The organism is Streptomyces sp. NBC_01446, from assembly GCF_026340095.1.
Lineage (GTDB): Bacteria > Actinomycetota > Actinomycetes > Streptomycetales > Streptomycetaceae > Streptomyces > Streptomyces aureus.
On the sequence record NZ_JAPEPO010000002.1, the window covers coordinates 503,152 to 516,332 of the forward strand.

Genomic DNA, 13,181 nt, shown 5'->3' on the forward strand with positions numbered 1-13,181 from the left:
CGCGAACACGCAGACGGCCTCGGCGCTGAGGAGCGCGGCCCTGGCCAGGAAAGTCGCGGCGGACTGTCCCGCGTCGCCTGAAGGCTTCTCTGGACGACGCAACCTCCACGATCCGGTCCGTCTCCCCCACGGGCGAGCCATACGTCGCGGTGTGAGACTGCACAGGTACGTATCGGCCCTGGACGAGGATCCGGACGAGGGGTGCTGAGGTGACCGTTCCCGAGATCCCTGAGGTTGCCCTTGCCGAGTTCCTCGCGGATCTCGGCAACTCGACGCTCGACCTCACCACCGCAATGGCGCGTTGCACCAAGGCCATGGGCCTTCAGCACTCCGTCGCCTACCTGGCCGACCTGCAGCAACGGCAGCTGACCCCGCTCAACGATCTGGTGCGGACGCTCCCCATCGACGATTCGCTCGCCGGCTGGACGTACCGCACCCAATCCTTGCGCGTCGAGAAATCCGACTTCGGGGGGACGACGGCCTGGTTGCCACTTGTGGACGGGGCGGAACGCCTCGGCGTCCTCGCTGTACAGGCCCCGGCCCTCGACGCGCTGTCGCTGCGGCGTGGCAGGACGCTCGCTTCCCTCTTTGCCATGATGATCACGTCCAAGCGGGCGTACAAGGACTCCTACGTGCGCCAGACCCGTACGGAACCTATGCGACTGGCGGCCGAGATGCTGCGCGCCTTCCTCCCGCCCCGCACGATCGGCGCCACGCGCGCCGTGTCGACCGCCGTCCTGGAACCGGCCTACGAGATCGGCGGGGACGCTTTCGACCACGCCCTGACCGACTCGATCCTCCACACGGCGATCCTGGACGCCATGGGACACGATCTGGCCTCGGGGCTGACATCGGTCGTGTCGCTGGCCGCCTGCCGCAACGCGCGTCGCACCGGAGCGGACCTCCCCGAACTCGTGGAGTGCGTCGACGCAGCCCTGTCCAAGTGGCTGCCGGACCAGTTCTGCACCGCCGTCGTCTCCCAACTGAACCTGAACACCGGCAAGCTGCGCTGGATCAACTGCGGACACCCCGCGCCGCTCCTCATCCGTGACCATCGCCTGGTCGCCGGAGCCATGGACCGCGACGCCGATCCGCCCATGGGGATGCCGGCCGCCTTCGCCTCGACGCCTCGACGCGTGCACGAGATAGCCCTGGAACCAGGTGATCGAGTGCTGATGTTCACCGATGGCGTCACAGAAGCCCGGACGATGGACGGCGGCGAGATCGGCCTCGAACGATTCGCCGACTACGTCGTCCGGGCCGCCGCGGCAGGCGAGCTGGCGCCCGAGACACTGCGGCGCCTCATCCAGGCGATCCTGGACGCCCAGGAAAACCGTCTCCGCGACGACGCGACGATCCTCATGTTCGAATGGCGGCACACACCCCGGCCCGCCTAGGCCCGCCACACGGCCATTGGGCTGCACGCCCGTACTGCACGGAGCGTGCAGTACGGAGAACACGGCCACAAATACCAGGCATCGTTCCCATCCGCAGGGGTACCCGCGTGCCGTACCAGCCCACCGAGGAAGTGAGAGCGCTGTGAGTGACCCCCGACCCGAAGCACCGGGACCGGAGCCCACGCCGAGGGACATGCCCGACCAGCAGGCGGGCAGCGGCGCGGATGATCCCTGGGAGTCCGCCGACGACGCGGCGCGGCCGGACGACAAGGAAGAGTCCGAGCCCGACCCGGAGATCCCCGACACAGACGAAGCGGGTACGGGACGGCGGGGCGCCCCGCACTCCGGAAGCGCGCGACCCGAGCATCCCGTTCCTGACGAACCGTCCGGCTGAGCTCCGCGCGACGTGGCAGCGCCGGCAGGGCAGCCTGGACAGGACGCCCGCCATGACACCCGGAGCCCGGCGGCCGAAAGGACACACATGAGTGTGCGCCAGTGGGATCTACCTTTTGATCTTGGCCAGTGCTCCGGCGTTTACGCCGGGGGTGAAGGCCATCTCGGGACTGCTCTGACTCGCGGGTGAGCACGGGTCGGCACTGTTCACCTCAGCCTACGGGGTGCTTCTGGTTGTCGATGTATTGGCGTTCGACGGTCAGGGGCGCACCGTGGCAGCTTCCGGCGAAGTGGGAGCCGGACCAGAAGTGGCCGCCCCGCAGGTGGCGGCGGATGTGCGTGTCGTGCTCCTGGCGCAGACGCCTGGAGGAGATGTCTTTGGGGGAGTTGACCAGCTTGGAGAGCTGGACCGTGGGCGGGTAGTGCAGGTGCAGGTGGTTGTCCTCGTTGAACTGCTTCAGCTCGGCCTCGAAGTCCGTGCACGCCTCCCGCATGATCTCTTCGCAGCGCTTCAGCATCTTGTCGCTGAACGCTTTGGGCCGGTATTTGGTGACGAACACCAAGTGGACGTGCGGGTTGGGGACGATGTGCCGGCCGGTTCTGATATCGGGGTTCGGCTTCCATCACGGCGGCATGGACCACCGGTAGTATGGTGATCACTGTGGGTGAACTTGGTTGGGAGAAGCGGCAGTTCGGGCACCGTGCCCGACTGGCATTGTCTCCTGCCGAGACTCTCCTCATCGACGAGCAGGCGCATGCCGCCCGCGCGATGTGGAACTGCCTGCACGCGTGGTGGCAGATGATGCCGAAGGACAAGCGGACTCTGTCGAACGCGGACGCCGCGATACGCCAGGCCCGCAAGGAGATCGATTTCCTCGCCGTCCTTCCTGCGCAGGCCGCGCAAGCGGTGCTCAAGACGTACTTCCAAGCCTGGAAGAACTTCTGGGACGGCCGCGCCCAGGCTCCGAACTTCAAGGGCCGGTTGCGGTCCGTGATGAGCGTGGACATCCCGCAGGGCCGTGACCTCCACATCAAGCGGGTACACCGCCGCTGGGGCATGGCCAACATTCCCAAGGCCGGCCGTGTCCGCTTCCGTTGGACCAAAGACCTCCCCGTGGGCAACAAGGCGAACGCCGACAACCGGATCACCGGGGCACGGCTGGTCAAGGACCACCTGGGATGGCACCTCGCCTTCCGCGTGCAGAGCCTCGAAGCCAGGCCCGCATCCCACCAGGGGGCACAGGTCGGAATCGACGCCGGAGTGAACCTGCCCCTCGCCCTCTCGGACGGCAACCACCAGGACCACGGGCGTGCGCCTCGCCTCCCGGACGGCAGCGCCGACCGTGACAAGTGGCTGACCGCTGAGGAAAAGGGCAAGCTCTGGCGCCTTGAGCGCCGGGCCGCCCAGCGCACGACACACCGCAAGCCCGGCGAGCGCACCAGCCGCCGCCTGAACCACACCTATGACCAGATCCGAGGGCTGCGCGCAAAAGCCACGCGACGACACCAGGACTGGCAGCACAAGACGACCACCACCCTCGCCCAGACGTACGGCGTCATAGTGGTCGAAGCACTCACCATCACGAACATGGTCAAGTCCGCTCGGGGCACCACCGCCGAGCCGGGGACAGGCGTCGCCCAAAAGGCCGGACTCAACCGCTCCATCAGCCAGGAGGCATGGGGCAGGACGGTCACGATGCTGACGTACAAGGCCGGCCGGTACGGCGGCACCCTGCACAAGGTGCCCGCCCCGCACACCTCCCGACGCTGCTCTGCCTGCGGCTTCATCACGCCCGGCAGCCGACAGGACCAGGCCACGTTCGTATGCAAGAACCCGGACTGCGGATGGTCGGGCAACGCCGACCACAACGCGGCCCGCAACATCTTGCACCTGTACCGGACGGGCCACGCGCTCATCCCGGCTGCCGGGAGGGCAGCCATCAGGCGTGCCAAGCGCGTCAAACCCGCCACCGCAAGGTAGACGGGAATCTCCTTCCTCAGCTTGCGAAGGGAGGAGAACACTTCAACCGTTCTGGTCGCTGTTCACGATGCTCGTGTCCCTGCTCGTCATCTACGGCCTGCTGGCCGAGCCGCGGCAAGTGCACGGCGCTCGGGTGTAGCCGGCGAAGATGCCGTACGTCCGCCCGGCGGGAGCCCGACCGCCCCGGCGCATGCCGGCCCTAGTCCCAGCCGCCGAGGAGGCCGCTGTTCAGCTGTGCCGTGCAAATGTTGTAACTGCCGGACGCGTGCCCCTTCTTCGTCTCGTCGCCGACGGTCACAGAGCAGTTGATGTCGCCGCCGCCCTGCAGCTGTGCCGAGACGTGGAAATACAGGGCGTCATCGTTCAACGGCAGCGTCTTCGTCATCGGCAATCCGGAGCCGTCACGACTGTCGCTGTCACTGCCGTACATCGTGTCGACGCCGGACGGCGCTGACCCCCACACCTTGAACACGACCTTCCCCGACGGTGCCTTGTCGGCGGCCGGCTTCTCTGCGGGGGCCGCAGCCTTCGGCTTCGGCGTCTTGGTGACCGTCACGGTCGGCGCCGGCTTCGCCTTGCCGCCCTTCGCGGCGGCGCGCTGCGTCACGGTAACCGTCGGCGCGGGCTTCGCATCCGCGGTCTTCTCCGTGCCGCCCCCGGACGTTCCGATGCCGACGCCGAGGAACAGGATCACGAACGCGGCCGGGATGACGAACCTCTTCTTCGCCCACTTCGGCCCGCCCGACGGAGGCCGGAACCCGGGCCCCGGTATGGCCGGTCCAGGAGGCGTCGGGCCCTGGAACGGCGGCTGATGGGACGGCGGTTGGGTGTACGACATGAGACCCCCCATGAGATGTGCGATGACTCATGACGGTAAGGGTGGATGTAGCGAACATGTCGGCCTGGTGATGAGATTGTGATGAATACGTGAAGGCTCGACTTGTGGGCGGTGCGGAAACTCTCGGGCGTGACACCAGTTGGCCGTGGAGGGCGAAGGCCTGGGCGAACACGACTGCGCCCCAATCCCTCGTGGCAGGAGTGGGGCGCAGTGTTGTGCAGGGTCGTGCATTCCGGAGCCCGGTCCGGTTCTCCGGGCCGGGTCGGGCTTCGTTCTGTGTGGCTGTTGCTCGGCGAGGCGGTGAGTCGCACTGCCGGGCTCGGCGGCGGGCACCGGGGGCGGACAGGCCCAGCGGCAGCCGCCACGTATACGCGTCAACTCAAAGGCTCGCTAGGCTTGTTGCTGACACGTCGTTCCAGCATCTGCCGTTTGCGTCCTTCCGGACGATCGCGTCGATCAGGGAGGAGCCGTTGGCGGTGGTGCCGGCGTGCTTTCACTGCGTGGAGCACGAACGAGCTTTCCTGGCAGTGCTGTTGACCCCGGTCTTGCTCGGTTTCCTACCGCTCAATCTCACAGGAAGGTACGTCCCGCCCGAGCTGATCCACAGGTTTTGCGCATTGCTCGGCTTCCCCCACCTCGCTGGCGCGTCCTGAACTTTCAGGCTGCGGTGGGGGTGCGCCGGTCGCGCTGCGACACGGCTAGATAGCCGACGAATCCGATGATCGCGGCCGTCCACGCCAGCGTGACCGGCGCCAGTCCGAGGCCCAGGGCGCCGCGGCTGTGGCCGAGCGCCATCCAGTCGGCGAGGGAGGCGCCGAGGGGGCGGGTGATGACGTACGCGGTCCAGAACGCGGTCACCGCGCCCATGGCGCCGAAACGGTGTGCCAGGGCGGGCATGCAGATGCCTACCGCGAAGAGGACGACCGAGCCCAGGTAGCCGAAGCCGACAGTCGCGGTGAGGTCACCAGCGGCGGTGCCGAGTGCGAAGGTGGCGAGTACGGCCGCCCAGTAGAACGCTTCGCGGCGGCGCGTTTGGATGGTGTGGATCGACAGGGTCCGCTCGCTCACGTACCAGAGGACGAAGACCGCGGCCAGTACGGCGAGGAAGGCCGGGGCCGACACCACGTACGGCACACCCAGGCCGACGTGCAGGACGTCGGCGGCCATGGTGCCGAACACACTGACCATGACGACGGCGGTCCAGTAGGCCCAGGCGACGTACCGGCGGCGGGTGAACTGAATGGCCAGGGAGGCCGCCAGGGCGAGGCCGCCGAGCGCGACCGCCGGTATCGGGCCGAGCGTACGGGCCAGGAGGTCCGACGCTGTCTCGCCCATGCCCGTGGTCAGCACCTTGATGATCCAGAAGTAGACGGTCACCTCCGGCACCTTGTTCGCCAAGTGGCGTACGGGGTCGAGGGGCCGGTCGTCGAGGACGTGCTCTGCGGTCATGATCCGCACGATGGCACTTTGATCCTGAACGCATCCTGAACGGCGTGCGTGCGGCATCGATGTGACGTAGCACCGCGGTACGACCTGACCGGGCAGGCGCTGCCGCACCGCAGTCAGGATGCGTTCAGGGATCCCGTGGCACGGTCGGGCGTCATGACATACGAGACGTCGAATACCTCCGCATCGTCGGCGGCCGGCACCCAGGCGGTGTCCCCCGGCCTCCGGCCGCGCTGGAACAAGGTGCCCGAAGTCACCGCCTACTTCTGGATCATCAAGGTGCTGTGCACCACCGTGGGTGAGACAGCTGCCGACCTGCTCAACGAGAAGGCCGGCCTCGGCCTGACCGGTGTGTCGGTGCTGATGAGTGCTCTGCTGGCCGTCGTCCTGGTCGTACAGTTCCGCACCAGCGCATACCGCGCGGGCGTGTACTGGCTCGCGGTCGCCCTGATCAGTGTCGTCGGCACGCTGATCAGCGACAACCTCACCGACAACATGGGCGTGCCACTGGAGACCAGTACCACCGTCTTCGCGGTCATCCTCGCGATCGTCTTCGTGGTCTGGTACCGGCGTGAGCGGACGCTGTCGATCCACAGCATCGACAGCACCGGCCGGGAGTCCTTCTACTGGCTCGCCGTCCTGTTCACCTTCGCTCTCGGCACCGCGGCCGGCGACCTGGTCTCCGAGCGCATGGACCTCGGCTACTGGCTCGCCGCCGTTCTGTTCGGCCTGGCCATCGCGGCGGTCGCCCTTGCGCACTTCAAGCTCGGCCTGGACGCGGTCTGGAGCTTCTGGATCGCCTACATCCTCACCCGTCCGCTCGGCGCGTCCATCGGTGACTACCTCTCCCAGCCCACCGGTGACGGCGGCCTGGGCATGGGCACGGTTGTCACCAGTGTGCTGTTCCTCGCGGTCATCCTCGGCCTGGTCGTGTATCTGTCGGTGACCCGGAAGGACGTGACGCAGACGCAGCGCGCCGCCCGGCACGCGGCCTGAGCAGACGTACAGGAGGCGTTCAGGAGGCGTTCAGGAGGCGTTCAGGCTGATACTGGCAACGTCGGCTCGGGCGATCACTCTTCGGAGTCGCCTCGTGACACCGAGCGCTCGCCCCCATCGCGGGGCGGGCGTTCTGCCGTACGACCGAATCGGAGCCCCCCACCTTGCAGCCATCCGAGATGTTCACCGATCTGGACGTCACGAGCACGACCAGATCGGTGATGAAGAAGCTTCCCGAGGTCACTCTGGCGTTCTGGATCATGAAGATCGCCGCGACCACGCTCGGCGAGACGGCCGGCGACCTCTTCGCACAGACCCTCCAGCTCGGCTACTTCCTCACCACGATCGGGCTGTTCCTGATCTTCGTGGTGACCTTGGTCCTGCAGCTGAGGTCCAGCCGCTACAACCCGTTCTTCTACTGGACCGTGATCCTGTCGACCAGCATGGCCGGCACCACGATGTCCGACTTCATGAACCGTGACGCGGGAGCCAAGTACCTGTCCGGGGACGCCACCTCACTCGGCTGGGGCCCGCAGGGCCTGGGCCTCGGCTACCCCACCGGGGCGGCGATCCTCATCTCGATCCTGCTGGTCATCTTCGCGGTCTGGAAGGCCACCGGGATGACCTTCCAGATCCGTGACATCGTCACCTTCCGCGGCGAGGCGCTGTTCTGGTCGGCGATCCTCGTCTCCAACACCCTCGGCACGTCCATGGGTGACTTCCTGTCCGACAGCTCCGGGCTTGGTTACGCCGGAGGCGCGCTGCTCGTGAGCGGGGCGCTCGCCGTTCTCGTCGCCCTGATGAAGGTGCCGGTGGTGCCGAACGTGCTGCTTTTCTGGATCGCCTTCGTCCTCACCCGCCCGTTGGGCGCCACCGCGGGTGACTTCCTGACCAAGCCGGTCGCCAAGGGTGGCCTGGACCTCGGCACGGCGGGTTCCTCGGCCGTACTCCTGGCCGTTCTGCTCGGTCTGATGGCCTACGCGCAGATCCAGGAACGCCGGACCACCGCACCTCGGCCGACGTAACGGGAGCCGGTCACTCTGCAGGCCGACTGAGTCCAGTCACCCGACAGGCAGGTCGACCCGGAAGCGCGCTCCGGAGGTGTAACCAGGATCGTGGGACACCTCGCCGCCGACGGCGCGGGCCAGGCGCCGCGCGAGCGGCAGTCCGAGGCCCGCGCCGTCGTGCCCGTCGTCCAAGTCGGCGCGGCGGCCGGGCTGGAAGAGGTCGCCGACGAACTTCGCCGGCACGCCGGGACCGTCGTCGGTGACGTCGATACGCACCCTCCCGGGCAGTTGCCGCGCGGAAACGGTCACCGCGGAGACGGCGAACCGGACCGCGTTGGTCAGCAACGGGCTGACGATGCGTTCGAGGAGAGCGGGCGCGACTCCCGCCTGCAGCCCTGGATCCGCCACGTCGACGGATGTCTGCACATGCTCCCGTGCGTCGAAGCTCTCGACCAGCCGGTGCAGGACGGGGACGACGGTCGTGGTGCCGGGGGCCGCCGAGGAGTTCTGAGCTCTGTCTCGGGCGTCGCTGAGAAGCGTGTCGCAGATGGTGCGCATGGACTGGGCTGCCTCGACGATCACCCCGTGGGTGGCGCGGGTTTCGGCGGCGGTGCGTGGGCGCGCCTTCCACCAGTCGAGCTCGATGACGATCCGGGTGAGCGGGGTGCGCAGTTCGTGGGACAGCTCGCCGGTCAGCTGCTGCTCGTGCCGCAGCACGGTGCGTATGCGGTCCAGCAGAGTGTCCAACGAGGTACCCAGGCGGGCGAGTTCGACCGGATGGCCCTCGACGCCGAAGCGTTCGTCGGAGGCGACGGCGCTCCACTGGGTGGCCTGGTCGGTCATGGTCCGTACGGGGCGCAGCGCTCGCCCGACGGCCAGGCGCGTCAGCGCGTAGGTGCACGCGAGCATGACTGCGTCCAGGATCAGGGAACCCAGCAGCAGCGTGTCGGCCGAACTCCGGTACGGCCCCAGGTCCAGCGCCGTGACCACAGTGGCGCCGTGACGGTTGCCCACGAGATCCGAGCACAGGCGCACGGCGTGTGGGCTTTCGGGGTTGACGGTCGAGCAGGTTCGCTTCCGTTGTGCGGCGAGCTGTCCGGCGGCCCGGGCCAGCGTGCTGTCCGCCGTGGTGGCAGGCGGCTGCTCCAGCACCCGTGTCCCGGCGTAGATCCACGCGTTGGCGTCGAGGAGGTGGTCGTTGACGGTCTCCAGGACCCGCACCCGGGGACCGCTGGTGTCGATGGTCGTGGCGACGGCAGCCGCACGGTTGCGCAGTTCGTCGTCCGCCTGGTGCTGCAGGTGTCGGTCCATCACGGTGTTGAACGCAACGGTCAGCACGGCCATCAGGAGCGCGGCGGTGGTCAGCGCCACGAGGGAGAGCCGGCCGCGCAGGGTGCGGGGAGCCAGGCGGCGCAGGAGACGGTTCATCGGCTTTTCCTTGGTGGAGCCCTCACCTTTAGGTGGGGGAGGAAACGAAGCTCCTGCGGAGCAGGGCAGGGAATGCCGGATCGCCGCCAGGCCATCCGGTGTACACCTCGCGACGGGATGGGGCTGCCCACAATGGTCAAGAACTCTCAACTGTCAGTCCTCCCGGGTAGGTTCGGGTGCATGACGACAGCAGCGCAGGCGGCGGAGGATTGCGGACATGCCCGGTACACGTACCGTGTGCGCTTGTCGTCGACCGCCCGCTCGGTGCTTGAGGCGGAGTGGGACCGGTGCCGGTGGATCTGGAATGAGTGCGTTGCCAAGTCCAAGGCCACACACACGTACAACCAGGTACATCCTGAGGACAAACAGACATGCGGCCCGGTTCAGCTCGCGAGGATGCTGACCGAGGCCCGCGCCGTGACGCCATGGCTGCGGGAGGGCGCTTGTGTCCCTCAGCAGCAGATCATCCGGGATTTCGGGAAGGCCCGTGCGAAGGCTTTGAAGGACATCAGGGCTCGGTTGCCGATGAGGCTGCGAGCAGGGATGCCGAAGTGCAAGAAGAAGCGCGAGGCGCTGCCGACACTGGAGTACACCCGGCGCGGTTTCCGGCTGAAGGATGGCCAGCTGCACCTTGCCGGCGGGATCGTGCTGCGGGTGGTGTGGTCTCGGGAGTTGCCCAAACCGCCGTCCAGCGTTCGCGTGTACCGCGACAGCATCGGGCATTGGTACGCGTCGTTCGTGACCACCGTGACCACACAGCACCTGCCGCAGACCGGCGCGGTGATCGGTATCGACTGGGGCGTACGCGAGAGGGCCACCACCACATCCGACACCCATGACCTCCCCCACGCGCAGCATGGGAAAAACGCCGCGCAGCAGCTCACCCGGTATCAGCGGATGATGGCGCGGCGCCGCCCCGCCAACGGGCAGTCCGCCTCGAAGGGCTACCGCGAAGCGAAGCGGAAGGCAGCGAAGCTGCACAAGAAGGTTACACGTCAGCGGCAGGACACCGGCCGCAAGTGGGCCAAACGCGTTGTCCGTGACCACGACGCTTTGGCGGTTGAGGACTTCCGGCCGAAGTTCCTGGCGAAGTCGACGATGGCGCGTAAAGCGGCCGATGCCGCCATCTCGGCGACGAAGCGGGCCCTGGTCGAGATGGGCCGCAAGCACGGCCGGGCCGTGCACCTGGTACACCCCGCGCACACCACTATGGACTGCGCGCAGTGCGGAGCGAGAACCAAGCACGCACTCCCCCTCTCCGAAAGGACGTATGCCTGCACCGCGTGCAGAGCCGTATCCCCCAGGGATAAGAACTCTGCGCGCGTGATGCTGGTCCGGGCTGGTCTCGTACCCGGCTGGTGACGATCGTGTAAGACCTGCGCGCCCGCCGGGCCGCAGGCAACGTGAGCTAGGAATCCCCCTCCTTCACTTCACGAGGGGGAGCAGTCAAGACAGCCGGTGTCCGATCCCGCGCGCCGTCGTAAGGCTCAGGTCGCTGCCCACTTCGCGCAGCTTGCGACGCAGCCGGCTCAGGTACTGATCGAGGGTGTTGTCGCTGACCTGTGCGCCGTCCGGCCAGGCGGCCCTCACCAGGTCGCGTCGGCTCACGATGCTGCCGTACGCGGCCACGAGCGTGGCCAGCAGCCGGAACTCCGTCGGTGAGAGGTCGACGTGGACATCTCCGACCCTCGCACTGTGTCGGGTCGCGTCCAGGACCACATCTCCGGCCGCGGCCACGGCCGGTGGCCCGGCGCGTTTGAGCGCGGCTCGCAGCCGGGCGACGAGTTCGGCGAAATGGAACGGCTTGGGCAGATAGTCGTCGGCCCCGGCGGAGAACCCGGACAGCCGGTCGGTGAGGTGGTGGCGGGCTGTCAGGAAGATGACCGGGGCGGCGAAACCGTTGGCGCGCAGCGCCTGGCACACGTCCCGCCCGTCCGCGTCGGGCAGCCCCACGTCCAGCACGACCGCGGCGATGTTGTCAGTGGCCAGCCTCAGGGCGGTGGCACCGTCGGCGGCGAGCACGGGCGCGAAATCCTCGTCCAACAGGCCGCGGCGCAGCACATCACGCAGGGCGTGATCGTCCTCGACGACCAGGATCTTGTGGTGCATGGTCCTCCGTCGGATCTTCCGGCGATGGGTCGTGCTGCCGCGCCGGAGCAGCACCCGCCCAGTGACTACAATTCTGTAGACGGTCTGCTGAACTGTAGACGATAGGGGGTGTGAGGTCCGATCCGATGAGGGTGGGGTCCATTCCGATGACGGACCGAAGCCCCAACGCCGCCGGCTGGTGCGCTCGAAGCTACTTCCATGGCCGCATGGACCCGTAGGGCACGTAGGGCACGTAGGGCACCAACGCCGCAATCGAGATCGCCTGATCGCCGGGCTCGCGCCGTACAGCGACATTGCCCCATCCGCATCGGCGTGTGTTCAGGTGCCGCGGTCGTGGGCGGCGAGGTCGGGCCGCTTCCACACCTCGCCGATCAGGACGTCGTCGGTGAGGTGCACGAGCTGAGGAGCGAAGGCACCTAACAGCCGGGCGCCACGCGTCCCGGCGTCGGGCAGCGCCCATGCGCGGGGTGGTCAGGGCCGCCAGGAGGGCGATGGCGGCGGCCATGGCGAGGCTGACGCGCAGTCCGTGCTGGAAGCCGGCCGGGGCGCAGATCAGTGCGCCGAAGACGGCCACAGCCAGGGCGCCGCCGATCTGGCGGCTGGTGTTGAACACGCCACTGGCAGTGCCGGTCTGCTCGGCAGGCACGTGTTCCAGCAGCAGGGCGGTGGTCGGGGGCATCACCAGCGGGCCCGCCATGCCGACCGGGATCAGCAGCAGCGCGCTCGCCCATACCGGCATCGAGGCGGGTACCAGCGCGAGGGCGATCGAGCCGGCCGCGATCAGGACCAGCCCGGCGATGACCGGCACGCGGGGGCCGGTGCGCTCGGCGATCCGCGCGGAGAACGGCGTCAGCAGCGCGCTGAGCAGCATCATCGGCAGGAACGCGATCCGGCGCCCAGCGCGGACAGGCCGTGCTGCTGCTGGAAGTACAGGGAGAACAGGTATGGCAGCCCGTAGAAGCCGACCATGAAGGCGAACCCGATGCCGGTGGCGACGACCACGATCGGCGAGCGGAACAGCGTGAGGGGCACCATCGGGTGGACCACCTTGGCCTGCGCCGTCACGAACGCGGCCAGCGCGGCGACGGCGACGCCGAGTGAGGCCAGTACCTGGGGCGCGGTGAACCCGGCATCCCCGGCCTCGATCGCCCCGAAGGTGAGGCCGCCCATGGCGAGGATCGCGGTGATCTGTCCGATCCAGTCGAACGGGGCCTGGCGGGTCGGCGAGTGCTGGGTCCGGGACAGCAGGAGCAGGGTGAGGATGCCGACCGGCAGGTTGATCCAGAAGATCATCCGCCACGAGGCCAGGCTCAGCACACCGCCGAGCACCGGGCCCGCGGCGGCAGCAACGGCGCCGCCCATGGCCCACACACCCACCGCGCGCGCCCGGCGGGCAGGGTCGGGGAACGCCTGACGCACCAGCGCCATCGAGGTCGGCATGGTCACCGCCGCGCCGACGCCTTGCACGACGCAGGCTGCGATAAGTACCGGCGGCTGACCGGTCACCTGTCCACAGAACCACGCACCTCATCTGACCTGGGATTCCTTGCTAGGAAAGGTACTCGCAGGGACCTCCACCCCAAGCC

The 13,181-nt window shown here is 68.1% G+C and carries 13 protein-coding genes; 6 read left to right on the plus strand and 7 right to left on the minus strand.

The window, feature by feature from the left end:
* The first annotated feature begins 209 nt into the window (after positions 1 to 209).
* Both OG456_RS39885 and OG456_RS39890 read left to right on the plus strand, forming a co-directional pair.
* Positions 210 to 1,397 (plus strand): PP2C family protein-serine/threonine phosphatase, encoded by a 1,188-nt coding sequence (locus OG456_RS39885; RefSeq protein WP_266569967.1) that lies wholly within the window; start codon positions 210 to 212, stop codon positions 1,395 to 1,397.
* Between the two features lie 142 nt (positions 1,398 to 1,539).
* Positions 1,540 to 1,791, plus strand: a complete 252-nt coding sequence (locus tag OG456_RS39890; RefSeq protein ID WP_266569968.1) for a hypothetical protein — start codon at positions 1,540 to 1,542, stop codon at positions 1,789 to 1,791.
* Positions 1,792 to 2,002: 211 nt separating this feature from the next.
* Here OG456_RS39890 and tnpA read toward each other — a convergent pair whose 3' ends face one another.
* Complete coding sequence (gene tnpA / locus OG456_RS39895) at positions 2,003 to 2,395, minus strand: IS200/IS605 family transposase (protein WP_266570743.1); 393 nt, start codon at positions 2,393 to 2,395, stop codon at positions 2,003 to 2,005.
* A gap of 56 nt (positions 2,396 to 2,451) precedes the next feature.
* Here tnpA and OG456_RS39900 point away from each other — a divergent pair, with 56 nt between their 5' ends.
* Positions 2,452 to 3,771: a transposase gene (locus OG456_RS39900; protein ID WP_266569969.1), complete on the plus strand. Its 1,320-nt coding sequence runs from the start codon at positions 2,452 to 2,454 to the stop codon at positions 3,769 to 3,771.
* Between the two features lie 199 nt (positions 3,772 to 3,970).
* On the opposite strand, the gene OG456_RS39905 is transcribed toward OG456_RS39900, so the two are convergent.
* Both OG456_RS39905 and OG456_RS39910 read right to left on the minus strand, forming a co-directional pair.
* Positions 3,971 to 4,609 carry a hypothetical protein gene (locus OG456_RS39905; RefSeq protein ID WP_266569970.1) on the minus strand — a complete coding sequence of 213 codons (639 nt, stop codon included), beginning with the start codon at positions 4,607 to 4,609 and terminating at the stop codon, positions 3,971 to 3,973.
* Positions 4,610 to 5,266: 657 nt separating this feature from the next.
* Entirely contained in the window at positions 5,267 to 6,058 is a 792-nt protein-coding gene (locus OG456_RS39910) for a hypothetical protein (protein WP_266569971.1), read from the minus strand.
* Between the two features lie 153 nt (positions 6,059 to 6,211).
* Here OG456_RS39910 and OG456_RS39915 point away from each other — a divergent pair, with 153 nt between their 5' ends.
* Positions 6,212 to 7,051 (plus strand): hypothetical protein, encoded by an 840-nt coding sequence (locus OG456_RS39915; protein ID WP_266569972.1) that lies wholly within the window; start codon positions 6,212 to 6,214, stop codon positions 7,049 to 7,051.
* Positions 7,052 to 7,230: 179 nt separating this feature from the next.
* Positions 7,231 to 8,076, plus strand: coding sequence for a hypothetical protein (locus OG456_RS39920; protein WP_266569973.1), 846 nt, complete (start codon positions 7,231 to 7,233; stop codon positions 8,074 to 8,076).
* A gap of 36 nt (positions 8,077 to 8,112) precedes the next feature.
* On the opposite strand, the gene OG456_RS39925 is transcribed toward OG456_RS39920, so the two are convergent.
* Complete coding sequence (locus OG456_RS39925) at positions 8,113 to 9,486, minus strand: sensor histidine kinase KdpD (RefSeq protein ID WP_266569974.1); 1,374 nt, start codon at positions 9,484 to 9,486, stop codon at positions 8,113 to 8,115.
* 180 nt (positions 9,487 to 9,666) lie between these two features.
* On the opposite strand from OG456_RS39925, the gene OG456_RS39930 reads away from it, so the two are divergent.
* Positions 9,667 to 10,848 (plus strand): transposase, encoded by a 1,182-nt coding sequence (locus OG456_RS39930; protein WP_266569975.1) that lies wholly within the window; start codon positions 9,667 to 9,669, stop codon positions 10,846 to 10,848.
* Positions 10,849 to 10,932: 84 nt separating this feature from the next.
* Here the strand turns inward: OG456_RS39930 and OG456_RS39935 are convergent, their stop codons facing one another.
* The 3 genes from OG456_RS39935 to OG456_RS39945 form a co-directional block, all read right to left on the minus strand.
* Complete coding sequence (locus OG456_RS39935; protein ID WP_266569976.1) at positions 10,933 to 11,595, minus strand: response regulator transcription factor; 663 nt, start codon at positions 11,593 to 11,595, stop codon at positions 10,933 to 10,935.
* A gap of 190 nt (positions 11,596 to 11,785) precedes the next feature.
* Entirely contained in the window at positions 11,786 to 12,469 is a 684-nt protein-coding gene (locus tag OG456_RS39940) for an MFS transporter (RefSeq protein ID WP_266569977.1), read from the minus strand.
* Positions 12,466 to 13,101, minus strand: coding sequence for an MFS transporter (locus OG456_RS39945; RefSeq protein WP_323136440.1), 636 nt, complete (start codon positions 13,099 to 13,101; stop codon positions 12,466 to 12,468). The genes OG456_RS39940 and OG456_RS39945 overlap by 4 nt, the downstream gene beginning before the upstream one ends.
* Between the last annotated feature and the right edge of the window lie 80 nt (positions 13,102 to 13,181).